We start from the raw sequence: 24,911 nt of genomic DNA, 5'->3' as shown, positions 1-24,911 counted from the left end.
TCGCGCAGCGGCCTTGGTTCGTTTTACGGCAAAACTCAGAACTTGAACAGGTTCAGCCCGGTAATGGGGTCGTATTGGCGGTCTACCGTGCCGTCCAGAACATCCACCACCATCTCACAGGTGGCGCTGACCACCGCCCGGTTCAGATGCCCGCCGAACACTTCGCCCTTGTCGTTCCCGGCGCTCATGTGCAGGTGGGTGTAGAACTCACCGTTCATGGTGTTGATGGTGCCGGTCAGGGACACGATCTCAAAGCTGCCGCTGAAGGTGTTGGCGTGGTATTGCTTCTCAGCCACATCGTATACGCCCACCGTGAAGCTGTTGGTAGCACCCAGCGCCTGCACGGCGGCAAGGCGGATGTTTTCCTTCAGGGCAAGTTTTTTGACCTGTTCAAGGATCTCCTCGTCCTTGTCGATGCGTACAATGATCTTATTGCCAAAACGTTTGTATTCCATGGGGAAGGTTCTCCTTTATGTGTGTTTTTGTGCGCCGCCTTTTGCCGGGAACGAGTGCGACAAACTGGAAGTTATTTACTTCTCTTCATACTTTTTAACGATAACTAAACTATAAGCAGCCATAATTACAATTGTTTCCACCATCACACCAATAACCGACAACAGAACGTATGGTGTATTTTGACCTTCTAACAGCGGAATTCCTAATATAACAAAAATGATTCCATAGATTATAAACAATAGTCCGCTCGCACGATTGTAACCTTTCACATCTTTTACTTTTATTGTTTCGGTATTAGCCCAGAATCCAACGGGATTCTTAGAAAACATATCTTTTATTCCTAATCCAATTATAAACACTCCCAAAAGTGACCATATAACAAACCCTATCATATTGTTTCTCCTTACAAACCGCATTAAAACCATAATGAGACACATTCTTGTATTTCCCAAAATCGAGATTTACTAATTCTACAAATTCGATTTGTTGCGCTAAGCCGAGTATACCACACCCGCCAAGGAAAGAACACCCCCGATAAGAGTGAAATTCTCGGTTTGCTGTTCCTCTTCAACGTGGGCTGGCGAATGACAACAAAAAATCCCCAGACCGAATGGTCTGGGGATGTGGTGGAGCATTGTCAGCAGCAGTCGAACCTTACCGATCAACGACTGATTTATAGTAATTGCCAAAGTCTGCAAGTGCATTGACGATTGGTAACATTTCCGTTCCGAGATCGGTCAACCCATATTCTACTTTGGGAGGATTCTCGTGATAATCACGGCGGTAGGCAAGCCCATCATCAATCATCTGTCTTAAGCTCTCGGTTAAAACTTTCTGCGAGATCCCGTCGATGCTTCTTTGCAACTCATTGAATCTCCATGGACGCTCTTTCAGATTGCGCAGAAGCAAGAGTTTCCATTTTCCGCCAATCAGGGATACTGCTGTTGCAACCGGACATTCCGGCAGTTCTTCTTTTGTACGCATATCAGTCACCTCTGTGTATAGTATAGCACATTCATTTTTGAGTGTACAGTTACAAAAAAGTGCGTACTTGTTTTTGAATGTGCGAGCTTCTATACTTAGCGCAGGCAATGAAAGATTGCGAATCAAAATGGAGGTGCTTACAATGGCAAGCTACACAAAAATGACAGTTGGAAAAGAAAATCGGACGGAGCTCCATGAAAAGCTCGCCCTGACTGGTGCGGAGATCAGCCTGAATACGCTTCCTGCGGGAGCAAATGTTCCGTTTGTCCACTCCCACAAGGCAAATGAGGAAATCTACGGTGTTCTTTCCGGCAAAGGCAAGGTCGTTATCGATGGCGAAGAAATCAGCCTTGCAGCAGGCGACTGGCTGAAGATTTCTCCCGTGGCAAAACGTCAGTTCTTTGCTGCAAGCAATTCTGAAATCACTTATATTTGTATTCAGGTCAAGGAGAATTCTCTCGAAGGCTATACTACAACGGATGCTGTGATCTACTGATAAAACATATCAAAACAAAAGGCAGGATACCACTACCATAGTGATACCCTGCCTTTACTTGTTTCGGTTCTCGTTCTGTACCGCACACTACAAAAAATCCCCAGACCGAATGGTCTGGGGATGTGGTGGAGCATTCTCCACAGCACTCGAACCCAACACTTCCTCACGGGTGACCGTTTTGGAATCGTCCGTGAAGTTGAAATTGAGCACGACCCGGTCGTCAAAGACGTAGACCGAGTTGACAAAGGTATCAATGATCTGCCGCTGGTGTTCTGTACTGCCCACGTCACCCTTGCGGAATTTTTCAAACCAGAACCGCATCCATTCGCGGGTCAGGACGGGCTTTTTCAGTTCTTCTTCCAAAATGCTGGTGTTCAGGGCTTCTTTCCGGGCTTCCAGCTCGTCCAGCCGCTGCTTGGTGGTCGGGGTCAGGATGCCCTGTTCAATGGCTTCCAGAAGGTTTGCCAGCCGCTTCTCTGTATCCCGCAACTGGTCTTTCAGGACAGGCAGCCGGGTGTTCTCCTGCTGCTGGGCTTCCATGATCAAATCTATCAGCCGTTCGATGATTTCATCGCTAAAAATCACTTTAATAGCGGTCTCCACCACGAACCGTTCCAGCGGCTCTTTGCGGATGGCTTTCAGGTCGCAGTGCGCCTTGCCGTGGCGTTTGGCGTTGCCGCACTTGTAGTAATAGTAGGTGTTTCCCATGTGGCTGGTGCCGCTTTCGCCGCCCATCAGGGTGCCGCACTTGCCACAGAACAGCTTGGTCGTCAGCAGATAGCTCACATCCTCTTTTGCAGGCCGACCGTGGGCGATCTTGTTTTGCTCGAAACGCTGCTGCACCCGGTTGAACAAATCCTCGTCCACGATGGCGGGAATGCCGCCCGGTGTCACGATGTCTTTATAGCGGTACTCGCCTATGTAGCGGCGGTTCCGGAAGATCTGGAAGAAGCTGTTCTTCACGAACGGCTTCCCGGTGCGGGTACGCAGACCGCGCTCGTTCAGGGATGCTGCGATCTTCTCGGCCGGTTCGCCGTCGGCATACCGGCTGAAGATTTCCTGCACGATGGGAGCCGTCTCCGGGTCGATATGGTACAGCCTGTCCTCCTTGCCAATGGTGAAGCCCAGCGGCACCACACCGCCGTTGTACTTGCACTGGAGGGCATTTTCGCGCTCACCGCGCGCCACTTTCAGGGCCAGTTCGGCGGAATAGTATTCCGCCATGCCAATAAGCATACTCTCCACCATAATGCCTTCAGGCCCTTGCGAAATGGGTTCCATGGCAGACACCAGATGAACACCGTTCTTTTCCAGCTGGTGCTTGTAGTTCACAGCATCGTAGCGGTTCCGGGCAAAGCGGTCCAGCTTCCAGACCAGAACCACATCGAAGATTTTCTTCGCGCTGTCCTTTATCATGTGCTGGAACTCCGGGCGGTCATCCGTCTTGGCAGAGTAGGCACGGTCAATGTAGGTGCCGACCACGGTGATGCCGTTTTTCTCGGCGTAGTCCTTGCAGTCGCGCAGCTGTCCCTCAATGGACGCTTCGCGCTGGCTATCGGATGAATAGCGGGCGTAGATTACGGCGGTCATGGCTGCACCTCTCTTTACACATCATTGAATGTCAGGTTATTCAATCGAAGCAATGTTTCGTATAACCTATATACCATATTTCGCACCCGTTTGCAAGAAAAACAAAACAGAAAAGTGGTGGTGCTCACCGTGAACACCACCACTTCAGAAGAAAAAGGTTCTTTGCTTGCTTTATGCGTCTTAACAATTTGGAAACAATTGCGCAAAAGCTGTTTTGAGCGAATTAGCTGAGAGCAAGAATCGTCCCGTGGCCACAAATTTTCAATTCTTGAAAATATTGTGCCCATTCGGGACTGCACTTCTGCAATGCTCCCGCGTTTTTGAAGTGTTCTTGTTGGGGCGTGCCTGCCCCAAACCCTGCTGGAATGAGTACGGCAAACTGGAAGTTGTCGGGGCGAGGTCCCTTCATCTTGCTACGCAAGACCGTTCTGTCGCTTAAAAGCCCCACTGGGGCTTTCATTGTTCTGCTTCGCTCCACAAACGCGAATTTATACCCGGTACTTGTCTCGATTTATAGTCATATCAACCAAATGAAATACAAGTAAGATAATAAAAAAAACGGAAACTATTATTATTCCTGCGCCCGGCTTGATAAAATCAATTATACCGCCAAGACAAAAGAGCATTGCCCATGTCTTAATCCGTTTTCCAGTAACTCTGCATATTTTCTCTGTGTTTAATCCAGTATAATCTCCTGATAAAAACAGCACACTTCTTTCTGTATTCCTTGATTTGATAAAAAATCTTCCAACAAAAAAGAGAACAGTTGCCATCAGTAAATCAATAAATATAATTATTATTTTCATTTTCAACACCTCTAATTCTAAGTTCACAACTTCCAATTTACTGGGTTAAGCCGAGTATACCACACTCCTCCATGAAAGAACACCCCGATATAGTGAAATTTTGCCATTTTTCTGCGTACGTGCGTACACGCTCCGCAGGGATTCTAATGGGCTTGGCCCCTTGGCACACAGACTTTGGCACAAAGTCTAGTGTGTTACACCTTGTCAGAGGTGTACAGGCTCTCCCCGGTACGCACGTATGCAGCGATTGCCCCCAGTGAGCCATATAGGGGGGCGACCAAGTTCGCACAAGGCGAACTTGATCCCGCAAAACAAAAGGCAGGATACCACCGTCATAGTGATACCCTGCCTTTGCTCGTTTACTGTTCCGAGTAGTCCTTTCTCAGAACCTCCTGCAAACAAAAAACGTACCCGAACCCTTTCTCATAGAGAATTGGGTTCGAGTACGAACTGTATGGTGGACGGTACAGGACTCGAACCTGTGACCTCCTGCACGTCAAGCAGATGCTCTACCAGCTGAGCTAACCGTCCATATTCTGTTTTGCCGAAATCAGCTAGATTATAATACCATATCCGATGCCAAAAAGCAAGGTCTTTTTTCAAAAATTGTAAAACTTTTTTGAAAAAGCACTCCGAAACCCGGCTTCTGTGCGGTGCAGCGCGGGTTTTGGGGCGGTTGGCAACAGCTTTCTTGTTGCCCCCAACCAGACGTTGTGCTATAATAGAAAACTATAATAGGAGTAGTGTCGGAAAGGGAACACAGCATGAGAGTTTTGGGCATCGACCCCGGTTACGCCATCGTGGGCTGGGGCGTGGTGGAGTATGCGGGCAACCGCTTTGCGCCGGTGGATTTCGGCGCGGTGTGCACGGACGCGGGCGTACCGTTTGAGCGGCGGCTGGACGAGGTGTATACCGGCATCAAGGAGGTCATCGAACGCACAAAGCCCGAGGTGCTGGCCATCGAAAAGCTGTTCTACCAGCACAACCAGACCACCGTCATCGGTGTAGCCGAGGCGCGCGGGGTCATACTGCTGGCGGCGGCGCAGGCGGGGCTGCCCATCTACGAGTACACCCCCATGCAGGTCAAGCAGGCGGTCACCGGCTACGGCAAGGCCGTGAAAAAGCAGGTGCAGGAGATGACCCGGGTGCTGCTGCACCTGCCCGCCGTGCCAAAGCCGGACGACACCGCCGATGCGCTGGCCATGGCCATTACCTTCTGCCACACCAACGGCAACCAGCTCAACCGCTACACCCGCCGGGTGGCGGGACCGATTTAACCGATAAAAAGCTCCCCCTGAGAGGAAAGACTTCCCCCGCGCCGGGGGAAGATGTCGCGCAGCGACAAAAGGGGGAATCTGGCAATGCCGCAAGGCATTGACTGAGAGGGTTTTATTCAAATGATCTACTGTCTGACTGGAAAAATCGTGAAAAAAAGCCTGAACGCCGTGGTGCTCAGCTGCGGCGGCGTGGGCTACTATACCCAGTGCCCGGCCAGTGTGGCGGGGGCGCTGCCCGGTGTGGGGCAGGAAACCACCCTGTACACCGTGATGAGCGTGACCGAGAACGATGTGAGCCTGTACGGCTTTGCTACCGAGGAGCAGCAGGCCTGCTTTGAGATGCTGACCGCCGTGTCCGGCGTTGGCCCCAAGGTGGGGCTGGCCATCCTCAGCGTCATGGAGCCGCAGCGGGTGGCGCTGGCCATCTCGGCGGGGGATCACAAGGCGTTCAAGGCTGCCTCCGGCGTGGGGCCGAAGCTGGCGCAGCGCATTGTGCTGGAACTGAAGGATAAGGTGGCCAAGGGCTTTGTGGACGGCATCTCGCTGGAGGATGTGGCCTGCTCTGCTGCCGATACGCCCGCGACCCAAAGCAGCGCACAGGCTATTGCGGCGCTGGTGTCGCTGGGCTACAGCCAGAGCGAGGCGGCACTGGCCATCGCAAAGATCGATGCCACGCTGCCGGTGGAAGAGATCATCAAGCTGGCCTTGCGCAGCATGGCAGGCAGGAGGTAAGCAATGCAGGACGATACCGCGCTGTACGGCGCAAAAATGATGCAGCCCGCCATGACCCCGGCGGACAGTGAGGAAAATAACCTCCGCCCGCAGCATCTGGAGGACTACATCGGGCAGGAAAAGGCCAAGCAGAACCTGAAAATTTATCTGGAAGCCGCCAAGCGCCGGGGTGAGCCGGTGGATCACATTCTGCTCTACGGCCCGCCGGGTCTGGGCAAGACCACGCTGGCGGGTATTATTGCCAACGAGATGGGGGTGCAGATCCGCATCACCAGCGGCCCGGCTATTGAAAAGCCCGGCGACCTTGCCGCCCTGCTGACCAACCTGCAGGAGGGCGATGTGCTGTTCATCGACGAGATCCACCGCCTGTCCCGGCAGGTGGAGGAGGTGCTGTATCCCGCGCTGGAGGACTACGCGCTGGATATCATGATCGGCAAAGGCCCCAGCGCCCAGAGCATCCGCATCAACCTGCCCCGGTTCACGCTGGTAGGCGCTACCACCCGCGCCGGACAGATCACCGGCCCCCTGCGCGACCGTTTTGGCGTGCTGCTCAAGCTGGAACTGTACAGCCCGGACGAGCTTTCCCGCATCATCATGCGGTCGGCGGGCATTCTGGATCAGCCCATCACCCCGGAGGGCGCTTATGAGCTGGCAAAGTGCAGCCGTGGCACCCCCCGTGTGGCCAACCGCTTTTTGAAGCGCATCCGCGACTTTGCCACCGTGCTGGGTGACGGCATCATCGATCGGGACGTGGCGCTGCTGGGTCTGAAGCGGATGGACGTGGACGCGCTGGGTCTGGATGAGCTGGACCGCAGCCTGCTGCGCGCCATCATTGAGATGTACAACGGCGGCCCGGTAGGTCTGGAAACGCTGGCTGCCGCGCTGGGCGAGGAGGCCGTCACGCTGGAGGATCTGTGCGAGCCGTATCTGATGCAGATGGGTTTTTTGACCCGCACCCCGCGCGGACGCTGCGCCACCCGCCTTGCCTATGAGCATCTGGGCATGAAAGCCCCGGAGACCGGCAGCGCCGAGGAAAACGGCCAGCAGAGCCTGTTCTGACTTATTATATATAGGACTTTTGACGCGATAAACGGAAGGAGGACGCTATGCGCCCTGCAGATACTTGGAAAGACTATGAACTGCTGGATGCCACCGATGGCAACCGGCTGGAACGCTGGGGAGAGACTCTGCTCATCCGCCCCGACCCGCAGGTGGTGTGGAAGACCCCCAAGCAGAGCCCCCTGTGGGCAAAGGCAGATGCCATCTACCACCGCTCCAATCAGGGCGGCGGCGAGTGGGAGTACCGCCGCCGTCTGCCGGAAAAGTGGAAGATCAGCTGCGGCGAGGGGGAGGATAAGCTCACCCTCATCGTCAGCCCCACCGGCTTCAAGCACACCGGTGTGTTCCCGGAGCAGGCGGTCAACTGGGCGTGGTACCAGCAGAAGATCCGCGCCGCGAACCGCCCGGTGAAGGTGCTGAACCTCTTCGGCTACACCGGCGGCGCTACGCTGGCTTGCGCCGCTGCCGGTGCTACCGTCTGCCATGTGGACGCCTCCAAGGGCATCGTGGCATGGGGCAAGGACAACGCCGTGGCAAGCGGCCTGACCGATAAGCCCATCCGCTGGCTGGTGGACGACTGCGCCAAGTTCGTGGCGCGGGAAAAGCGCCGCGGCAACACCTACGACGGCATCATCATGGACCCGCCCAGCTACGGGCGCGGCCCCGGCGGCGAGATCTGGAAGCTGGAGGATTGCATCTACGACCTCATCAGCCAGTGCGAAGAGGTGCTCAGCGATACACCGCTGTTCTTTGCGGTCAACAGCTACACCACCGGCCTGTCCCCGGCAGTCATGGAGTATATGCTCAAGACCACGCTGGTGCCCCGCTTTGGCGGCAAGACCAGCTGCGACGAGATCGGTCTGCCGGTGTCTGCCACCGGCGGCGTGGTGCCCTGTGGTGCCACCGCTATTTGGGAAGAATAAGGAAAGAACTCCCTCAGTCACGGCTGTCGCCGTGCCAGCTCCCTCGGGGAGGGAGCCTTTGGCATGGCGGGAAAGTTGACCGTTTGCCGGAAAACTTTTCGGTTGCGCCAGAGGCTCTCCCTTTGGGAGAGCTGGCGCGTCAGCGCCTGAGAGGGCGAGGACGTTAAAAACAAGCAATCAATTTCAATAGAATGGGGTACAGCCCCTTTCGGAGGGGCGCACCACCAGAAAGAGAAACAAAGCATGAGTGATACGATTTTAACTGCTGAAAATTTGAAGTTCCGCTACGATGCCGAGCAGCCGGTCTACGCGCTGGACAGCGTATCCGTGCAGGTAAAGCGCGGGGAGTTCGTGGCGGTGCTGGGTGCAAACGGCTGTGGTAAATCCACGCTGGCCAAGCACTTCAATGCCATCCTGCTGCCCGAGAGCGGCAAGGTGTATGTGGAGGGCATGGACACCGCAGACGAAGAGAAACTCTACGATATCCGCCAGACCGTGGGCATGGTGTTCCAGAACCCGGACAACCAGATCGTTGCCACCGTGGTGGAAGAGGACGTGGCCTTTGCGCTGGAAAACCTCGGCGTGCCGCAGGACGAGATGCGCCGCCGGGTGGACGACTCCATGAAGATGGCGGGCATCTACGAATACCGCGAGCGCGCACCCCACAACCTTTCCGGCGGTCAGAAGCAGCGGGTGGCCATCGCCGGTGTGGTTGCCATGCGCCCGGACTGCCTGATCTTGGACGAAGCCACCGCCATGCTGGACCCGCGCGGCCGCGAGCAGGTGATGCAGACCATCCACTACCTGAACAGGAACATGGGCATCACGGTGGTGTCCATCACCCACTATATGGAAGAAGCCGCACAGGCCGACCGTGTGCTGGTGATGAGCAAGGGTCATGTGGTGATGGAGGGCACCCCGAAAGAGGTGTTCAGCCAGACCGAAAAGGTGCGTTCGCTGCATCTGGACGTGCCGCAGGCCGCTGAGCTGCGGGACGAGCTGGTGAAGGCCGGTATCCCGATGCCGGAGGGCATCATCGACACCGGTGCCTGCGCACAGGCGCTGTATGAACTGCTGCAGTAAGGGGGCGGACGAAATGGCAGATATCATTAAGGTAGAACATCTGAGCTACGTCTATAACCCCGGCCTGCCCACCGCAGTGACCGCGCTGGACGACGTGAGCTTTACCGTAGAAGAGGGCGATTTTGTGGGCATCATTGGAGCGACAGGCTCCGGCAAAAGCACCCTTATCACCCACATGAACGGCCTGAACAAGCCCACCAGCGGCAAAATTTACATTGATGGCCGCGATCTGTGGGCAGACCCGGAAAAGATCCGGGATTTCCGCTTTCTCACCGGGCTTGTGTTCCAGTACCCGGAATACCAGCTGTTTGAGGAGACCTGCTACAAGGACATCGCCTTTGGCCCGAAGAACATGGGCTTGGACGAAGCCGAGGTAGACCGCCGCGTCCACGAAGCCGCAGACTTTGTAGGCTTGGACCCGGCGCTTTTGGAGCGCAGCCCCTTTGAGCTGTCCGGCGGTCAGAAGCGCCGGGTGGCGGTGGCGGGCGTCATGGCCATGAAGCCCCGCATCCTTGTGCTGGACGAGCCCGCCGCCGGCCTTGACCCGGAGGGACGGGACGATATCCTTTCCGAGGTGAAGGAATACCACAAAAAGACCGGCACCACCGTGCTGCTGGTGTCCCACAGCATGGAGGATATCGCCAAGTACGCCAACCGCGTGCTGGTGATGAGCAACAAGAAAATTGCCATGTATGACACGGTGGAAAAGGTCTTTGCCCGCGCCCCGGAGCTGCTGGAGCTGGGGCTGTCGGTGCCGCAGGTGACTAAAATTTTCCTCAAGCTGCGGGAGATGGGGGTGGACGTCCCTGCGGACGTGTACACCATCCCCTACGCGGTCAAGACCCTGCTGGAGGCCAAGCGCCGCCGCGATGCCGGGGAAAGTCTTGTGCTGCCCCGCAGCGCTGCACAGAAAGGGGGTGCTGTCTGATGCTGCGAGATATCACCATCGGTCAGCACTTCCCGGGCAACAGTCTGGTGCATCGGTTCGACCCCAGACTGAAGCTTGTGCTGACGGTCGCTTATATCGTGCTGCTGTTTGCAGCCTCCAACCCCCTGGGGCTTACTTTGTCCATCCTCTTTTTGGGGGTCATGTACAAGGTGGCAAAAATTCCGGTCAAGATGATTGGCAAAAGCCTGAAGCCCATTCTGCCCATCGTGCTGTTCACGGCGGTGCTGAACCTCTTCTTTGTTTCCGGCGAGGGCGACCCGCTGGTGCATTTCTGGTTTTTGAACATCTACGCCGAGGGCGTGCGCTATGCAGTGCTGATGGCGGTGCGCGTGATGGCGCTCATCGCGGGCACCAGCCTGCTTACCTACACCACCAGCCCCATCGTGCTGACCGATGCCATTGAGCAGCTGCTCAAACCCTTGGGCAAGCTGCACTTCCCGGTGCACGAGCTGGCGATGATGATGAGCATTGCGCTGCGCTTTATCCCCACCCTCATCGAGGAGACGGATAAGATCATGAACGCGCAAAAAGCGCGCGGCGCGCAGCTGGACACCGGCAAGATGACCGACCGGGTCAAGGCGCTGGTGCCGGTGCTCATCCCGCTGTTCATCTCGGCTTTCCGCCGCGCAGACGAGCTGGCTATGGCCATGGAGTGCCGCTGCTACCGCGGCGGCACAGGCCGCACCCGCCTGAAGGTGCTGCGCTGCGAAAAGCAGGACTACATCGACCTTGCGGTCTGCATCGCCTGCTTTGCCGTCATCCTTGCCTCCCGGCTGGTGTTCCCGAATTATTAAAAAAAGCCCTCTCAGGCGCTCCCGCGCCAGCTCCCCCAAAGGGGGAGCCAAGCCATAAAGTACAGCGCTAAAGTGTGAGAAGAAAGAGGATGCTTCTCGCTGCGACCCCTCCGGTGAAAATGTGTTTGTCGCGGCCCGCAGGCCGCGACAAACACGAAATAAAAAACGCTTTTCCGCTGAATATGGCCAGAGCAAAGCGGAGGCCATTCTAAATATTAACTATGAACTTTTTACTTACCCTTGCCTACGATGGCACAAATTACTGCGGCTTTCAGGTGCAGCCCAACGGGCGCAGCGTGGCGGCCACCTTTCAGGATGCACTGGAAGCGGTGCTGGGCTCACGGCCCGATATCAAGGGCTGCAGCCGCACCGATGCCGGGGTGCACGCGCTGGGCTTTCGGCTGAATTTTCACGCCGATACCCGCATCCCGCCCCAGAAGCTGCCGCTGGCGCTCAACCAGCATCTGCCGCCGGATATCCGGGTGCTTGCGGCGCAGACCGTGCCGGAGGATTTTCATGCCCGGTACGCCGCCCATACCAAGACCTACCTGTACCGCATCCATAACCACCCCATCGACTCGCCCTTTGATGCCGCCTACTACACCCGGGTGCCCCGGCGGCTGGACGAAGCTGCCATGCAGGCGGCGGCGCAGCAGTTCGTGGGTACGCATGATTTTCTGGCCCTGTGCGCGGCGGGCAGTTCTGCCGCCGCCCATGGGGACACTGTGCGCACCATCACGGACTGCCATGTCACCCGGCGCGGGGACGAGGTGGACATTGAGGTGACCGCCGACGGCTACCTGTACAACATGGTGCGCATTCTGGCGGGCACTTTATGCGAGGTGGGCGCAGGGCGGTTGTGCGCTGCGGACATCCCCGCCATTCTGGCAAGCCGGGACCGCAGCCGGGCGGGCCCCACCCTGCCCGCAAAGGGCTTGTTTTTAAAGTGTGTGGATTACCCGGAAAGGAAGGAAGAGCAGCTATGAAAAAGATTCATCGCGGCGGCGGCAATCCGGACGGAGAGCCGCTTTCTGCCGGACGGGTGGAATATCTGGAGGCAGCGCGCCAGCGGGTGCACCGCCGCCGTCTGCGCCGCACTGTCATCCTTCTGGCGGTGCTTACGCTGGTCACCCTGTTTGCCACCGGTGCGGTGGGGGCATCCATCGCCCGGGTAAAGGATCTGGTGGATACGGTGCACATCGCCCTTTCCCCGGCGGTGGGCTGGCCGCAGCAGACCGGCCTTGGGGAGCTGACGGCCGTGCAGCCCATGTCCGGCAGCTTTGTAGCCATGGACGAGGATGCCTGCGTGGTGTACAGCTTGGGCGGTACCCGCCTTGCCGGCATCCAGAGCGGTTACGCCCGCCCGGCGCTGGCTGCGGGCAAGACCCGCTTTGTGCTGTACAACCGCTCTGGCAACGAGCTGCGGGTGGAAAGCCGCACCCAGAACCTGTACAGCAAAACGCTGGAAAACAGCATCTATCTGTGCGCCATGTCGGACACCGGCACGCTGGCAGTGGCTGCCGATTCTGCCGACAGCACCGCCCGGCTGACCGTGTACACCTCCACCATGAGCGAACAGCTGCACTGGGATATGACCAGCGCGCAGGGCACCCCGGTGCGGATGGCCTTTGCCGCCGACAGCCGCCGTCTGGCGGTGGCGGCGGTCACCTCCAGTGCGGGACAGCTGCAGGCGAATCTCTTTGTGCTCAACCTTGCACAGGGCGACCCGGTGCAGCTGAGCAGCGGGGACAGCGTGCCCCAATGGCTGGGCTGGCTGAACAACGACACCGTGCTGGCTGTGTATGAGGACTGCGCCGTGGTGTACGGTGCGGACGGCGGCGAGCGGGGGCGCTTTGACCTTGGCGGCGGCAGCCTTGTCAGCGTTTCGCAGGACGGCGCAAACGCCGCCCTGCTGCTGGAAAACGGGCAGGTGTGCACCGCCGTGCTGCTGGATAAGGACCTGAACGTGCAGTACAGCGGCAACGTGCCTGCGGCAAACCAGATCTTGCGCCGGGGTCAAAACTTTTATCTGCTCACCGACAGCGGCGTGGAATGCTTTGCCGCAGACGGGGTGTATCAGTGGGGACAGACGCTTTCCGTCCGTCCGCAAGCGCTGATCGCGGGCAAGCAGCTGCTGGTGCTGTGCGGCAATACGGTGCAGCAGATCGCCCCGCCGGAGCAAACGGCTTCCAGCGCCCGGTGACCGAGGGGGAAACCGGTATTTTTGCGGGGAAAGTGATCTTTATAACAGGGAAAACAAGGTATGTTCAAGAATCCGTCATTTCTTTTTGATATCCTATGTACGGTAGTCTGGCTGGTGCTGATGGCACGCTACGCCCGCAAGGGCTTTCTTGCCAGCATCGTGCAGCTGTTTGGCAACCTCATCAGCCTGCTGGGCGCACGGCAGCTCTCTGCCGCCTGCGCGGGCTGGGTGTTTGAAAATCTGCTGGCCGGGGGCTTCCGCACCCAGATCGCCGCCCACCTTTCGGCAGACGGCGTGGTGAACCTTTCCGGCATTGCGCAGCAGTACGCGGGCTTTCTGCCCGAAAGCTTCCGCGCCTCCATCGTGGCGGCCTGCGAGCGCAGCATCAACGCTGTGCTGGCAGATAACGCCGTGGTGCTGGCCGATACCATCGTGGAAAAAGTATTGCAGCCGCTGCTCACCCCGGTGATCATGCTGGTGCTGTTCTTTGTGTTCTACGCGGTGCTGCGGCTGCTGGTCAGTATGCTGGTCACCGTGCTGGGGCTGGTGAATAAGCTGCCGGTCATCGGTACGGTGAACCGGGGTCTTGGCTGGCTGACCGGCGGCATGACCGCTCTGCTGGACCTATACCTCGTGCTGTGCGTGGTGTGGGGGCTGGTGGTCATCACCGGCGGCAACCTGAATGTGCTTAACGACACTGTAATGCACAGCAGTCTTTACTATAAAGCGTTTAATGTGTTCAACCCCTTTTTGTAACAGGGGCGACAAGGAGGAACTATGGTCTGTATTCGATGCCAGAAGCGTCCGGCGATCATCTTTATCCAGCGGATGGAGAATGGTCAGATGAAGCAGGAGGGGTACTGTCTGCACTGTGCCCGGGAACTGCACATCAAGCCCGTGGACGATCTGATGAAACAATTCGGGATGTCGGAACAGGATCTGGATAACATGGAAAACCGCATGGAGAGCATGATGGAGGAGCTGGGCGACTCCAACCCCCTTTCCATGCTGATGAATATGTCCGGCAACGGCGAGGATGCCGATGCGGAGAACATGGACGAGGATCTTGTACCCGGCAGCAATGCCACCTTCCCGCTGGGCTTTACCGGCACGGAGAAGCAGGACGGCGAAAAAAAGGCCGACCGCAAAAACGGCAAAAAGCCGCCCAAGCGCAAGTTTTTGGATACCTACTGCGAAAACCTGACCCGCAAGGCGCGGGAGGGCAAGCTGGATGATATCATCGGCCGCGACCGCGAAATTTACCGCACCATCCAGATTTTGAGCCGCCGCCAGAAGAATAACCCCTGCCTTATCGGTGAAGCCGGTGTGGGCAAGACCGCCATTGCCGAAGGCATTGCCGAGCGCATTGCCAAGGGTCAGGTGCCCATCGGTCTGCGGGATAAGGAAATTTTTCTGCTCGACCTCACCAGCCTTGTGGCGGGCACCCAGTTCCGCGGCCAGTTCGAACAGCGGGTCAAGGGCCTGCTGAGCGAGGTAAAGGCTGCGGGCAACGTCATCCTGTTCATTGACGAGATCCACACCATCACCTCTGCCGGTGAGAGCGAGGGCGCCATGAACGCGGGCAACATCTTAAAGCCCGCCCTTTCCCGTGGAGAAATTCAGGTCATCGGCGCCACCACCTTTACCGAGTACCGCAAGTACATCGAAAAAGATCAGGCGCTGGAGCGCCGTTTCCAGCCCGTGCGGGTGGAGGAGCCCAGCGTGGCAGACACCCTTGCCGTGATGAACGGCATCAAGCGCTACTACGAGCAGCACCATCATGTGCAGGTGCCCGCCGAGGTGCTTTCGGCGGTGGTCACCCTGAGCGAGCGGTACATCACCGACCGCTTTCTGCCGGATAAGGCCATCGACCTGCTGGACGAAGCCTGCGCCTGCTGCAATCTGGCGCACCCGGTCATCTCCGAGTATCTGGGCATGCAGAAAGAGCTGGACGCCCTGAAGCAGGAAGAGGCCGAGATGGAAAGCGCGGATGTGAACGAAGCCATCGACTACGAGCGCGTAGCCGAGCGCAAGACCCGCATCGCCAAGCTGGAATCCGAGCTGCCCGCCAAGCAGGCCGCTGCTAGTGAGATTCAGGTGACCATGGACGATGTGGCAAAGGTCATCGAGCTGTGGACGGGCATCCCGGCGGTGAAAATTCGCGAGACCGAGTTCGTCAAGCTGGCAGGGCTGGAAAATGCTCTCAAGCAGAAGGTCATCGGTCAGGACGAAGCCGTGCATCTGGTGGCGCAGGCCATCAAGCGCAGCCGCGCCGACCTTTCCGGCCGCCGCCGTCCTGCAAGCTTCATCTTTGTGGGCCCCACCGGCGTGGGCAAGACCGAGCTGGTCAAGCAGCTGGCAGAACAGTTGTTCGACGGCCCCGACCCGCTCATCCGTCTGGACATGAGCGAGTACATGGAAAAATACGCGGTGTCCCGTATGATCGGCTCTCCTCCGGGCTATGTGGGCTACGAGGAAGCCGGTCAGCTCACCGAGAAGGTGCGCCGCCGTCCGTACAGCGTGGTGCTGTTCGACGAGATCGAAAAGGCACACCCGGATGTGATGAACATTCTGCTGCAGATTCTGGACGAGGGCAAGATCAACGATGCGCAGGGACGCACGGTGGATTTTTCCAACACAGTCATCTGCATGACCTCCAACGCGGGCAGCAGCGACCAGAGCGCGGGCAGCCTTGGCTTTAACAAGAGCGACGCCCAGCGCAGCGAGGAAAAGACCCGCAAGGCGCTGGCACAGTTCCTGCGTCCGGAGTTCCTTGGCCGCGTGGACGAGGTCATCGCCTTCAAGCCCCTGACCGAGGAGACCTTGCAGGGCATCGCCGCCCTGATGCTGGACGAGTACAAGCCCGGCATGGAAGCCAAGGGCATCGCTTACAGCTACACCCCGGCAGCGCTCAAGGCACTGGTGCAAAAGAGTCAGGGCGGGCGCTTTGGTGCGCGCGATTTGCGCCGCACCATCCGCAAGGCGGTGGAGGACCCCGCCGCCGAGCGCCTGATCGACGGCACGCTGGCATCCGGCGGCACCCTTGTGGTGGATGCCGATGAAAACGGCGAAGTCGTGCTGAAATAATCGTAACCGCAAAGCACCCCGGCTGGAAACAGCCGGGGTGCTTTTTGTCTGCTCATAAAAACTTTTTGTAATATATACTTGACATTTAGAATGGTAAATGCTACTATATGTCCAGAAGATAAAACAAATGCCGACCCGGCAGGAAAGGAGCGTATCAATGCCGAAGAATCTGAAATTAAAGGCCGCTCGTGCGGAAAAGGACATGACGCAAGGCGCGCTTGCCGAAGCGGCAGGCGTTTCGCGCCAGACCATCAACGCCATTGAAAAAGGGGAGTACAACCCCACCATCAACCTTTGCCGCAGTATCTGTAAAATTCTGGATAAGACACTGGATGAACTGTTCTGGGAGGAATGAACTATGAAATTTTCACTATACAGCAAGAAAAACCGGTTGGACGAGATGCAGGAGCAGACCATGCGCAAAATTGAAAGCCATGGCTTCTGGCTGCTGTGGGGCAGCCTTCTGGCGGCGTGGATCGTGCAGACGGTGTTCGGGGCTGCGGACAAGGCTGCCGGAGAGTGGGTCGTATTCATGATCGGCTGCATCTATACGGGTGTCGCGTGTCTGCGCAATGGTCTGTGGGATCGCCACTTTTTGGCTACGCCCCCGGCCAATGCCGTGTATTCTCTGGTGGCTGCGGTGGCGGTTACGCTGATCATCGGGTTTTCCCGTGGATACTGGGTCGGTGCTGTTTTTGTCGGTGTTTTTACCGGCATCCTGTGCTTTGCATTGCTGCAGCTGTGCGCCGCATTGACACGCAAACGGCGCGAGCATCTGGATGACCCGAAGGACGGAGAATAATATTATAAAAAGGGGCTGCTGCACAGCATTTGATGCAGCAGCCCCTTTTGCATGGGTGCATGATATTATCCCGCATTGACAAAACTGCGCAGAATAAGTACAATAAAACATAGCTATCCGCAAATTTTTTGCATGAGAATAAAGGAGCGTTTTTCTATGCCGAGCAATAAAGTCCGCACCCGTTTTGCACCCTCGCCCACGGGTTATATGCACGTTGGCAACCTGCGTACTGCCCTGTACACCTACCTGATGGCCAAGCACGAGGATGGCACCTTCATCCTGCGCATCGAGGATACCGATCAGGGCCGCTATGTGGAGGGCGCTGTGGATGTCATCTACAACACCCTGCGGGAGACCGGCCTTCTGTGGGACGAGGGCCCGGATATCGGCGGCCCTGTGGGCCCCTATGTGCAGAGCGAGCGCATGGGCATGTTCAAGCAGTATGCCGAGCAGCTGGTGGCAGAGGGCAAGGCCTATTACTGCTTCTGCACCGAGGAGCGGCTGGAAGCCCTGCACGCCGAGCAGCGCGCTGCCGGTGAGATGACCCACTACGACGGCTGCTGCCGCGAGCTGCCCAAGGAGGAAGTGGAAAAGCGCCTCGCCGCAGGTGAGCCTTACGTCATCCGCCAGAAGATCCCCCGCGAGGGCGTGACCGGCTTTGACGATGTGGTGTACGGCCACATCGAGGTGAACAACAGCGAGATGGACGACCAGATCCTCATCAAGACCGATGGGATGCCCACCTACAACTTTGCCAACGTTGTGGACGACCACCTGATGGGTATCACCCACGTCATCCGCGGCAGCGAATATCTGTCCTCCACCCCCAAGTATAACCTGCTGTATCAGGCCTTTGGCTGGGACATCCCCACCTATATCCACTGCCCGCCGGTGATGAAGGACGCGCAGAATAAGCTGTCCAAGCGCAACGGTGATGCAAGCTATCAGGATCTGGTGGCAAAGGGCTACCTGACCGAGGCGGTGCTGAACTATATCTGCCTGCTGGGCTGGAGCCCCCGCGGCGAGTACGCCGAGCAGGAGATCTTCTCCCTGCCGGAGCTGGTCAAGATCTGGTCGCCGGAGGGCATCTCCAAGTCTCCCGCCATCTTCGACCCCCTCAAGCTGCGCGCCATCAATGCGGAGTATATCCGCCGCCTGAGCCCCGAGGAGTTCCAGAAAAAGGCCGAGCCGTGGATCGACAGCGCCGTGCACAGCGCCATCGACAAAAAGCTGCTGTGCGCAAACCTGCAGCCCCGGTGCGAGGTGCTGGGCGAGATCCCCGAGCAGCTGGATTTCTTTGATGCCATGCCGGACTACGACGTGAGCCTGTACGCCAACAAAAAGCAAAAGACCACCCCGGAGACCGCAAAAGAAGCACTGGAGGCCCTGCTGCCGGTGCTGAGCGACGAGGCTCTGGATTTTGCGAACCGCGATGCCGTGTTCGATGCCTGCAAGGCAAAGGCCGAGGAGCTGGGCAAAAAGAACGGCTGGCTGCTCTACCCGCTGGGCATTGCCCTGTCCGGCAAGCAGCGCACCCCCGGCGGCGGCACCGACCTTGCCTGCATGATGGGCCGCGAAAAGACCCTGCAGCGCGTGCAGGATGCCATTGCAAAGCTGAACGGTTAAGTTTTACAAAATACCCCCAAAGCCCTGCGGCAAAATGACGGCCGCAGGGCTTTTTTGCGTCTTTGGGCGGGTTTGGGGCGGTTCTATGCACCGCGCCAAAAAATGCCGCTGCCCCGCGTTACAGTATATGCAGACAGTGCGGGGAACAGAACAAACTCCCCGCCGGAAAGCGGGGAGTTTTTATGACAGAGCGGATGGGCGTTTTATCTTCGGACGGGCGGTGCTTGCAGCCTTCGCCCTTGGCGGCACGGGCGATGCTGCGCCCGGCGGCGCGGCGGCTGGCAGCGGTGGGCATCGGCTTTGCCGGCGGCTGGGCGGTGCTGTACGGGGCGCTGATGCCCTTTGGGCTGGGGCTGACCCTTGGGTTGGCAGAGGATTGCTTTGCCCCCTGCGCGGCAGGGGCGGCGCTGGGACTGCTGCTCCACGGGCTGGGGGAGCTTTCACTGCGCAGCCTGTGTCAGCTGTGTGCGCTGGGCGCTGCCGTGGCAGCCCGCTGGCTGCTGCCGCAAAAGTTTGTACCCGCCGCGCTGGCGGGCTGCGGCACCCTGACCGGCATGGCGCTGTGCTTTGCGCTGGGCAGCAGCGGCGGGGCAGACCTTTTGCTGTACAGCGCGGCAGACGCTCTGCTTGCGGCGGCAATCGGCTTTGGGCTGCGCAGATTCGCCCCGGAGCGCCCGGGCATGGGCACGCTGCTGGTGGGCGCAGCTGTGGCGGTGGCGCTGGGTAGTGTGCGGTGGGGGTGGTTCTCGCCCGGGGTGCTGGCGTGTGCCGCCGCAGAGCTGGCGCTGTGCTGCCGGGCGCAGAAGCTTGCCGCCCTGAGCGGCAGCGCGGTACTGGGTGCCGCCCTCTGCGCCGCAGACCCTGCCCTTGCCCCGGCGGCAGCGGGACTTGGCTGTGCCACGGCAGCGGCGGCGGTGCTGGCACCCGGACGGCGGGTGGAAACCCTTGCCGCCTACGCGGGCGGGTGCGTGTCCGGGGTGCTCTGCGTGCAGCCGCCCGGAAACGCCTTTGGGCTGCTGTTCAGCGCCTGCGGCGGCATGGCGGTGGTCTGTCTGCTGCCCGGCGGCTGGCTGGCTCCGGTGGTGGAACCCTCACAGAGCGGAGAAAACACCCCCGCGCCCGCCCGCAGTGCGGCGGCGTCCACCCGGCTGGAAGCCGTGGCGCAGAGCCTTTCCTCGCTGGCGGAAACGGTGAATGCGGTCTACGAGGGTTTGCCCCGGCGGCGGGAGGGTTTCCGCTGGGTCATAGACAATGTACATGATACCCTTTGTTTTAACTGCGGGCGGCGGGAGACCTGCTGGAAGCAGGAATACACCGCCACCATGGCGGGCATGGAAGCGCTGCGTCCGCTGCTGGAACAGAATGGCAGCGTGGAAACGGCGCAATTGCCCGGGCAATTGTCCCGCTGCATCCACCCGGCGGCGCTGTGCGCGGCGGCGGGGCGCAGCTTTGCGCTGTACCGCAGCCGCAAGGAAGCGCGCATCCATTCCGAGGCCATGCGCACCGCCCTGACCGAGCAGTACAGCGCCGTAGCCGAGGCACTGGGGGTGCTCAGCGAGCAGCTGGGACGCCCCGGCGACCCGGAACCCTATAAATCCAGCCGGGTGGCGGAGTTCTTCACCGGGCTGGGTGCGCCGCCGCAGGAGTGCGCCGTCACGCTGGACGACCTTGGCCGCACCCATGCCGCCGTCACCCTGCCGCGCACCCGGTTCACCCCGCAGGAGCTGGCGGCGCTGGCGGGGGAGGTGGGGCATATCTGCCGCCGCACGCTGGAGGTGCCGCAGGTGCTCTCCTGCAAGGGCATGACCACCCTGCTGTTCAGCGAAAGACCGGCGCTGCGGGCGGTGTTCGGGGCGGCAAGCGCAGCCGCCCGGGGCGAAGTTTCCGGCGATGCAGTGCAGCAATTTTGCAGCCCTACGGCGGCGCAGATGATCTTATGTGACGGCATGGGCACCGGACGCCCGGCGGCGGTGGACGGCAATCTGGCGGCAGAGCTGACCGCCCGGCTGCTCAAGGCGGGCTTTACCGCCGAGCTGGCGGCGCGGCTGGTGAACGTGGCGCTGGCGCTGAAAAGCGAGGACGAGAGCGGCGCAACGCTGGACCTCATCAGCGTGGACTTATACACCGGCACAGCGCGGCTGTTCAAGGCCGGAGCCGCCCCGGGGTTTCTGGTGCACGGCGGGCGGGTGCGGGCTGTGGGCGAGGCCACCCTGCCCATGGGGGTGCTGGGCGGGGTGAACGGGCAGAGCCGGGTGGTGCACCTGACCGCCGGGGACTATGCGGTGCTGGTATCGGACGGCTTGCTGGTGGACGGCGCGGGCTGGGTGGCAAAGCAGGTGGAGCTTTCGGCGGCGGCGGGAGACGCGCCGGAAAAGCTTGCCGAGACGCTGGTACAGACCGCCCGCATCCGCGCACAAAAGACCGGCCGCCCGGATGATATCACCGCCGCCGTGCTCCGGCTGGAAAAGAGCGGATAACGGCGGCAGAGTTTCCGTTGCAATTTGCGGGAAGGAGGGGTATACTGGAAGCATATTTTTCAGCCCGGCAGCGCCGGGCGCAGGAGGCGGCTTATGCTTACCATCAATGTTGCACCCGACGGCAGCGGACAGTTTACCACCATTTCCGAGGCGGTGCTGGCGGTGCCCTACGACTGCCCCGCGGTCATCCGTATCGCGCCGGGCATTTACCGGGAAAAGCTGGTTTGTGAGAAAAAGGATATCACCCTTGCGGGCGCGGGCATGGATGCCACCCGGCTGGTATGGAACGACGGCGGCAAGCTGCCGCACCCGGACGGGCGTCCCACCCACACCTTCCGCAGCTACACCGCCTTTTTCAGCGGCGAAAAGCTGCGGGTGGAGGATATGACCATTGAAAACGATGCAGGCCCCGGCGCAAAGGCGGGACAGGCCATCGCAGCCTATGTGGACAGCGCCCGGGCGGCGTTCAGCCGCGTGCGGCTGCTGGGCAATCAGGATACGTTGTTCTGCGCCCCTCTGCCGGAGAAGGAGCGGGAGAAGGACGGATTCCTTGGCCCGCGGGTGCTGGCACCCCGCCGGGCAAGCGCGCAGTATTACCACAAATGTGAAATTGCCGGAGACATTGATTTTATCTTTGGCGGGGCGGACGCCCTGTTTGAGCACTGCACCCTGCGCACGGTGAATAACGGCCTTGCGCACAGCTGGGTCACCGCGCCCTCCGGTGCGGCAGAGGGTCTGGGCTTTGTGTTCTGGGACTGCGATTTTGTCTCGGACTGCCCGGCGGGCAGCGTGTATCTGGGCAGGCCGTGGCGGCCTACCGGCAAAACGGCGGTGCTGGACTGCCGTCTTGGGGCGCACATTGCGCCGGAGGGCTTTGCCGGCTGGAACGACCGCACCGACACGGCGCTGGCCGGCTTTGCTGAGGCAGGCAGCACCGGTGCGGGCGCAGGGGAACGCCCCGGGTGGGTGCAGGCGCTTTCGGCTGCTGAAGCTGCTGCGCTGCTGCGCACTGCCCGGCAGAAGTGCCGCATGGAGACTACGGAAAGGATAACGGAATGAAAAAATTACCCAATGCAGTAAAATGGCTCATCATTCTGGTGGTGCTGGGTGCCATGGGCGCCATGATGTGGGCGGTGAACGACCGCGCCTCCCGGGTGGAGATGCCCGCCCCGGACAACACCTTTGGCATCTATCATACGGCAGAGAGCGGAACATAATAAAAGCACCGGCAGTTTCCCGATTGGAAGATCTGGAAAACTGCCGGTGCTTTTTCTGTATCACAGGGGGCGTTTACTTGCCCTCAAAATCGTCCACATAGGGCAGATCGCTCATGACGAACCAGAAGGTGGTGCCCTTGCCTACGGTGCTTTGTACGCCAAAGCGGAAGCTGTGCTGCTGGAAGATGGCCTTGGTGATGGAAAGCCCCAGACCGGTGCCCTGCTTGCCTGCGTCCGAGCGGGAGCGGTAGTACCGGTCAAAGATATAGGGCAGGTCGGTGGCAGCAATGCCGGGGCCGTGATCCTCCACCTCTACCCGCACGCCCTCAGAGCAGCGGAAGGCACGCAGGATAAAAATGCCGTCCTTGCCGATGTGGTGCATGGCGTTGCCTAGCAGATTGTGCAGCGCCCGCTGCATCATGTCCGGGTCGGCATAGACTGGCAACTCTTCTTCCGGCAGCTCCAGCTGCAATTGCCAGCCGTTCTGGGCGCAGACTGCGTCGTAGCGCTCGCTCACTTCATCGCACAGCTGCCCCATGTCAAAGTGCACCCGCTCGCACTTATAGGTGCCGCTGGTCACCTTGCTCAGTTCCATCACGCTGGAGACCAGTGCGGTCAGGCGGTCGGCCTCGTCCACGATGATGTTCATCTGCTCGTCCCGGTGGGCTTTATCGTCACCGGTCAGATCGCGCACCGTCTCGGCGTAGCCCTTGATGAGGGTCAGCGGGGTGCGCAGGTCGTGGGAGACGTTGGCCAGCAGGTCGCGCTGCATCTGCACCGCGTGCTGCACCTCCTCGGCCATGTGGTTAAAGTCCCGGGCAAGGTCGCCCAGCTCGTCGTTGCGGCGGTTGTCCACCTGCACGGCGTAGTTGCCCAATGCCATCTGCCGTGCGGCGCTGGAAAGCTGGCGCAGCGGCTTTGTGAACCACTCGCTGAACAGCCACGCCGCCGACATGGCAAAGCAGAAAATCAGCGCCGCCGCCAGCGGCAGCAGGGTGCTGAGCACCTTGCTGGCCTCGGCAACGTGCACAAGGCTGGTGGTCACCAGCACGGTGTAGCTGCCGTCCGCCGTGGTGCGCCCTACCAACAGCTGCGCCGAGCCGGAGAGCCGGGGCGGGTTGAGCGTCTGCACAAAGCTGCCCACGCTGCGGCATTTGCGGCGCATGGCAAGGGCAGTGGCAATGATCTTATCGTTGTTGGCAGAATCCGAAAGATAGGTGCCGTGCAGGTTGCAGAAGGACTGGTTCTCGATCTTATAAATGGTGTGCAGGGTAGTGTCCGAGATATCCACGCAGAAGCTGTTCAAGGTGCCCTTGGTGTACAGTTCCAGCGTGAGTTTATCAAAAAAATCGCTGTTGACCGACAGCTGCCCGAAGGACCAGCTGGACAGCACCTTGCCCTCGGCAATAGCATCGTCCAGCCGCTCCACGATGCTGTCAGCCTGATTGGTGAGCTGGGTCTCGATGTGCTTGGTGTACAAAGGCTCCAGCAGCTGGGTGGACAGCAGCCAGAACAGCCCCAGCAGAAACAGGCAGATGAAGCACAAAAACCACATCAGCTGCCCGCGGATGCCAAGGGTATGCCGTGCTTTGGTGGTTTGCCGCATGAACCGCACGCTCCTTCAGTCAACGGGCGGCATCGGGGTCGAACTTATAGCCGATGCCCCATACCGTAGCAATGTAGCTGCGGCATTTGCCCAGATGGCCGCGCAGCATCTTTACATGGGTGTCCACGGTGCGGTCCTCGCCGAAGTAGTCGTAGTTCCACACCTTCTGCAAGATCTTTTCCCGGCTCAGGGCAATGCCCTTGTTGGAGGCCAGAAATACCAGCAGGTCAAATTCCTTGGGGGTCAGGGCCACCTCCTCGCCGGATACCCGCACGGTATGGCTGGCAGTGTCGATGGTCAGCTCGCCAAAGGTCATGGTGTCGGCGGCCTCGGTGGGGCGGGGCATGGTGCGGTTCAGCACCGCGCGCACCCGCGCCACCAGCTCCCGGGGGGAGAAGGGCTTTACCACATAGTCGTCTGCGCCGCTTTCCAGCCCGGCCAGCTTGTCGTATTCCTCGCCCCGGGCGGTCAGGATGATGACCGGGGTGTTGATGTGGCGGGCGCGCATCTCCCGCAGGCAGGTCATGCCGTCCATAAAGGGCATCATCAGGTCCAAGATCACCAGATCAAACCCGCCGCCGGACAGCTGTGCCAGCGCCGCAGAGCCGTCCCCGGCTTCCTCGCAGATATACCCGGAATATTGCAGATGCTCGTGGATGAGTTCCCGGATGCGGGGCTCATCGTCAACGATCAGGATCTTTGCCATAAAACAGGACTCCTCCTATCATAGTTCAGTATACGACT

General features: G+C 59.3%; 25 protein-coding genes and 1 tRNA gene. 18 read left to right on the top strand and 8 right to left on the bottom strand.

What is annotated here, in order from left to right; all coding sequences use genetic code 11:
• Positions 1–35 precede the first annotated feature (35 nt).
• The 3 genes from DXB44_RS05275 to DXB44_RS05265 form a co-directional block, all read right to left on the bottom strand.
• A complete protein-coding gene (locus DXB44_RS05275) occupies positions 36–455 on the bottom strand; it encodes a PPC domain-containing DNA-binding protein (RefSeq protein ID WP_118657977.1) in 420 nt (139 codons plus the stop codon).
• Positions 456–530: 75 nt separating this feature from the next.
• A complete protein-coding gene (locus DXB44_RS05270) occupies positions 531–848 on the bottom strand; it encodes a hypothetical protein (protein ID WP_097779079.1) in 318 nt (105 codons plus the stop codon).
• 262 nt (positions 849–1,110) lie between these two features.
• Positions 1,111–1,440 (bottom strand): helix-turn-helix domain-containing protein, encoded by a 330-nt coding sequence (locus DXB44_RS05265; protein WP_118657976.1) that lies wholly within the window; start codon positions 1,438–1,440, stop codon positions 1,111–1,113.
• A gap of 142 nt (positions 1,441–1,582) precedes the next feature.
• Here DXB44_RS05265 and DXB44_RS05260 point away from each other — a divergent pair, with 142 nt between their 5' ends.
• Positions 1,583–1,936 (top strand): cupin domain-containing protein, encoded by a 354-nt coding sequence (locus tag DXB44_RS05260; RefSeq protein ID WP_118657975.1) that lies wholly within the window; start codon positions 1,583–1,585, stop codon positions 1,934–1,936.
• A gap of 87 nt (positions 1,937–2,023) precedes the next feature.
• Here the strand turns inward: DXB44_RS05260 and DXB44_RS05255 are convergent, their stop codons facing one another.
• From DXB44_RS05255 to DXB44_RS05240, 3 genes are all read right to left on the bottom strand, one after another.
• A complete protein-coding gene (locus DXB44_RS05255; protein WP_118657974.1) occupies positions 2,024–3,526 on the bottom strand; it encodes a recombinase family protein in 1,503 nt (500 codons plus the stop codon).
• A 488-nt stretch (positions 3,527–4,014) separates the two neighbouring features.
• A complete protein-coding gene (locus tag DXB44_RS05250; protein ID WP_055187611.1) occupies positions 4,015–4,332 on the bottom strand; it encodes a hypothetical protein in 318 nt (105 codons plus the stop codon).
• A gap of 455 nt (positions 4,333–4,787) precedes the next feature.
• A tRNA-Val gene (locus tag DXB44_RS05240) sits at positions 4,788–4,863 on the bottom strand.
• Between the two features lie 233 nt (positions 4,864–5,096).
• Here DXB44_RS05240 and ruvC point away from each other — a divergent pair.
• From ruvC to DXB44_RS14615, 17 genes are all read left to right on the top strand, one after another.
• Positions 5,097–5,609: a crossover junction endodeoxyribonuclease RuvC gene (ruvC, locus tag DXB44_RS05235; protein ID WP_005921987.1), complete on the top strand. Its 513-nt coding sequence runs from the start codon at positions 5,097–5,099 to the stop codon at positions 5,607–5,609.
• A gap of 120 nt (positions 5,610–5,729) precedes the next feature.
• Positions 5,730–6,341, top strand: coding sequence for a Holliday junction branch migration protein RuvA (gene ruvA / locus DXB44_RS05230; protein ID WP_118657973.1), 612 nt, complete (start codon positions 5,730–5,732; stop codon positions 6,339–6,341).
• Positions 6,342–6,344: 3 nt separating this feature from the next.
• A complete protein-coding gene (gene ruvB / locus DXB44_RS05225; protein WP_055186645.1) occupies positions 6,345–7,400 on the top strand; it encodes a Holliday junction branch migration DNA helicase RuvB in 1,056 nt (351 codons plus the stop codon).
• 47 nt (positions 7,401–7,447) lie between these two features.
• Complete coding sequence (locus tag DXB44_RS05220; protein WP_005921982.1) at positions 7,448–8,323, top strand: class I SAM-dependent methyltransferase; 876 nt, start codon at positions 7,448–7,450, stop codon at positions 8,321–8,323.
• Between the two features lie 243 nt (positions 8,324–8,566).
• The gene (locus DXB44_RS05215; protein WP_118657972.1) at positions 8,567–9,406 is read left to right on the top strand and encodes an energy-coupling factor transporter ATPase; all 840 of its coding nucleotides are present in this window, start codon (positions 8,567–8,569) and stop codon (positions 9,404–9,406) included.
• A 13-nt stretch (positions 9,407–9,419) separates the two neighbouring features.
• Complete coding sequence (locus tag DXB44_RS05210; RefSeq protein WP_005921980.1) at positions 9,420–10,334, top strand: energy-coupling factor transporter ATPase; 915 nt, start codon at positions 9,420–9,422, stop codon at positions 10,332–10,334.
• Positions 10,334–11,149, top strand: a complete 816-nt coding sequence (locus tag DXB44_RS05205; RefSeq protein ID WP_005921978.1) for an energy-coupling factor transporter transmembrane component T — start codon at positions 10,334–10,336, stop codon at positions 11,147–11,149. The genes DXB44_RS05210 and DXB44_RS05205 overlap by 1 nt, the downstream gene beginning before the upstream one ends.
• A gap of 221 nt (positions 11,150–11,370) precedes the next feature.
• The gene (gene truA / locus DXB44_RS05200) at positions 11,371–12,135 is read left to right on the top strand and encodes a tRNA pseudouridine(38-40) synthase TruA (RefSeq protein WP_118657971.1); all 765 of its coding nucleotides are present in this window, start codon (positions 11,371–11,373) and stop codon (positions 12,133–12,135) included.
• Positions 12,132–13,352 carry a DUF5711 family protein gene (locus tag DXB44_RS05195; protein ID WP_118657970.1) on the top strand — a complete coding sequence of 407 codons (1,221 nt, stop codon included), beginning with the start codon at positions 12,132–12,134 and terminating at the stop codon, positions 13,350–13,352. Before truA ends, DXB44_RS05195 begins: the two co-directional genes overlap by 4 nt.
• A gap of 60 nt (positions 13,353–13,412) precedes the next feature.
• Positions 13,413–14,108: a hypothetical protein gene (locus DXB44_RS05190; RefSeq protein WP_118657969.1), complete on the top strand. Its 696-nt coding sequence runs from the start codon at positions 13,413–13,415 to the stop codon at positions 14,106–14,108.
• Positions 14,109–14,129: 21 nt separating this feature from the next.
• Positions 14,130–16,439 carry an ATP-dependent Clp protease ATP-binding subunit gene (locus DXB44_RS05185; RefSeq protein ID WP_118657968.1) on the top strand — a complete coding sequence of 770 codons (2,310 nt, stop codon included), beginning with the start codon at positions 14,130–14,132 and terminating at the stop codon, positions 16,437–16,439.
• A gap of 157 nt (positions 16,440–16,596) precedes the next feature.
• The gene (locus tag DXB44_RS05180) at positions 16,597–16,794 is read left to right on the top strand and encodes a helix-turn-helix transcriptional regulator (protein ID WP_015537233.1); all 198 of its coding nucleotides are present in this window, start codon (positions 16,597–16,599) and stop codon (positions 16,792–16,794) included.
• Between the two features lie 3 nt (positions 16,795–16,797).
• On the top strand, positions 16,798–17,241 hold the full coding sequence (locus DXB44_RS05175; RefSeq protein WP_118657967.1) for a DUF6773 family protein: 444 nt from the start codon (positions 16,798–16,800) through the stop codon (positions 17,239–17,241).
• Between the two features lie 156 nt (positions 17,242–17,397).
• A complete protein-coding gene (gene gltX / locus DXB44_RS05170) occupies positions 17,398–18,867 on the top strand; it encodes a glutamate--tRNA ligase (RefSeq protein ID WP_118657966.1) in 1,470 nt (489 codons plus the stop codon).
• Between the two features lie 182 nt (positions 18,868–19,049).
• On the top strand, positions 19,050–21,344 hold the full coding sequence (locus tag DXB44_RS05160; protein WP_243111030.1) for a serine/threonine-protein phosphatase: 2,295 nt from the start codon (positions 19,050–19,052) through the stop codon (positions 21,342–21,344).
• Between the two features lie 93 nt (positions 21,345–21,437).
• Entirely contained in the window at positions 21,438–22,403 is a 966-nt protein-coding gene (locus tag DXB44_RS05155; RefSeq protein ID WP_118657964.1) for a pectinesterase family protein, read from the top strand.
• Positions 22,400–22,561 carry a hypothetical protein gene (locus tag DXB44_RS14615; RefSeq protein ID WP_005921947.1) on the top strand — a complete coding sequence of 54 codons (162 nt, stop codon included), beginning with the start codon at positions 22,400–22,402 and terminating at the stop codon, positions 22,559–22,561. Before DXB44_RS05155 ends, DXB44_RS14615 begins: the two co-directional genes overlap by 4 nt.
• A 73-nt stretch (positions 22,562–22,634) precedes the next feature.
• Here the strand turns inward: DXB44_RS14615 and DXB44_RS05150 are convergent, their stop codons facing one another.
• Together DXB44_RS05150 and DXB44_RS05145 are read right to left on the bottom strand one after the other, a co-directional pair.
• On the bottom strand, positions 22,635–24,167 hold the full coding sequence (locus DXB44_RS05150; RefSeq protein WP_118657963.1) for a HAMP domain-containing sensor histidine kinase: 1,533 nt from the start codon (positions 24,165–24,167) through the stop codon (positions 22,635–22,637).
• A 19-nt stretch (positions 24,168–24,186) separates the two neighbouring features.
• Positions 24,187–24,873, bottom strand: coding sequence for a response regulator transcription factor (locus tag DXB44_RS05145; protein WP_055186656.1), 687 nt, complete (start codon positions 24,871–24,873; stop codon positions 24,187–24,189).
• Between the last annotated feature and the right edge of the window lie 38 nt (positions 24,874–24,911).

It is taken from the genome of Faecalibacterium sp. OM04-11BH, from assembly GCF_003482185.1.
Lineage (GTDB): Bacteria > Bacillota > Clostridia > Oscillospirales > Ruminococcaceae > Faecalibacterium > Faecalibacterium tardum.
Note: the sequence above shows the minus strand (reverse complement) of the source record. Positions and strands in the feature narration are given on the sequence as shown.

Coding starts and splice junctions, on each gene's coding strand:
- DXB44_RS05275 (WP_118657977.1), bottom strand. CDS start 455: ATGGAATACAAACGTTTTGGCAATAAGATCATTGTACGCATCGACAAG.
- DXB44_RS05270 (WP_097779079.1), bottom strand. CDS start 848: ATGATAGGGTTTGTTATATGGTCACTTTTGGGAGTGTTTATAATTGGA.
- DXB44_RS05265 (WP_118657976.1), bottom strand. CDS start 1,440: ATGCGTACAAAAGAAGAACTGCCGGAATGTCCGGTTGCAACAGCAGTA.
- DXB44_RS05260 (WP_118657975.1), top strand. CDS start 1,583: ATGGCAAGCTACACAAAAATGACAGTTGGAAAAGAAAATCGGACGGAG.
- DXB44_RS05255 (WP_118657974.1), bottom strand. CDS start 3,526: ATGACCGCCGTAATCTACGCCCGCTATTCATCCGATAGCCAGCGCGAA.
- DXB44_RS05250 (WP_055187611.1), bottom strand. CDS start 4,332: ATGAAAATAATAATTATATTTATTGATTTACTGATGGCAACTGTTCTC.
- ruvC (WP_005921987.1), top strand. CDS start 5,097: ATGAGAGTTTTGGGCATCGACCCCGGTTACGCCATCGTGGGCTGGGGC.
- ruvA (WP_118657973.1), top strand. CDS start 5,730: ATGATCTACTGTCTGACTGGAAAAATCGTGAAAAAAAGCCTGAACGCC.
- ruvB (WP_055186645.1), top strand. CDS start 6,345: ATGCAGGACGATACCGCGCTGTACGGCGCAAAAATGATGCAGCCCGCC.
- DXB44_RS05220 (WP_005921982.1), top strand. CDS start 7,448: ATGCGCCCTGCAGATACTTGGAAAGACTATGAACTGCTGGATGCCACC.
- DXB44_RS05215 (WP_118657972.1), top strand. CDS start 8,567: ATGAGTGATACGATTTTAACTGCTGAAAATTTGAAGTTCCGCTACGAT.
- DXB44_RS05210 (WP_005921980.1), top strand. CDS start 9,420: ATGGCAGATATCATTAAGGTAGAACATCTGAGCTACGTCTATAACCCC.
- DXB44_RS05205 (WP_005921978.1), top strand. CDS start 10,334: ATGCTGCGAGATATCACCATCGGTCAGCACTTCCCGGGCAACAGTCTG.
- truA (WP_118657971.1), top strand. CDS start 11,371: ATGAACTTTTTACTTACCCTTGCCTACGATGGCACAAATTACTGCGGC.
- DXB44_RS05195 (WP_118657970.1), top strand. CDS start 12,132: ATGAAAAAGATTCATCGCGGCGGCGGCAATCCGGACGGAGAGCCGCTT.
- DXB44_RS05190 (WP_118657969.1), top strand. CDS start 13,413: ATGTTCAAGAATCCGTCATTTCTTTTTGATATCCTATGTACGGTAGTC.
- DXB44_RS05185 (WP_118657968.1), top strand. CDS start 14,130: ATGGTCTGTATTCGATGCCAGAAGCGTCCGGCGATCATCTTTATCCAG.
- DXB44_RS05180 (WP_015537233.1), top strand. CDS start 16,597: ATGCCGAAGAATCTGAAATTAAAGGCCGCTCGTGCGGAAAAGGACATG.
- DXB44_RS05175 (WP_118657967.1), top strand. CDS start 16,798: ATGAAATTTTCACTATACAGCAAGAAAAACCGGTTGGACGAGATGCAG.
- gltX (WP_118657966.1), top strand. CDS start 17,398: ATGCCGAGCAATAAAGTCCGCACCCGTTTTGCACCCTCGCCCACGGGT.
- DXB44_RS05160 (WP_243111030.1), top strand. CDS start 19,050: ATGACAGAGCGGATGGGCGTTTTATCTTCGGACGGGCGGTGCTTGCAG.
- DXB44_RS05155 (WP_118657964.1), top strand. CDS start 21,438: ATGCTTACCATCAATGTTGCACCCGACGGCAGCGGACAGTTTACCACC.
- DXB44_RS14615 (WP_005921947.1), top strand. CDS start 22,400: ATGAAAAAATTACCCAATGCAGTAAAATGGCTCATCATTCTGGTGGTG.
- DXB44_RS05150 (WP_118657963.1), bottom strand. CDS start 24,167: ATGCGGCAAACCACCAAAGCACGGCATACCCTTGGCATCCGCGGGCAG.
- DXB44_RS05145 (WP_055186656.1), bottom strand. CDS start 24,873: ATGGCAAAGATCCTGATCGTTGACGATGAGCCCCGCATCCGGGAACTC.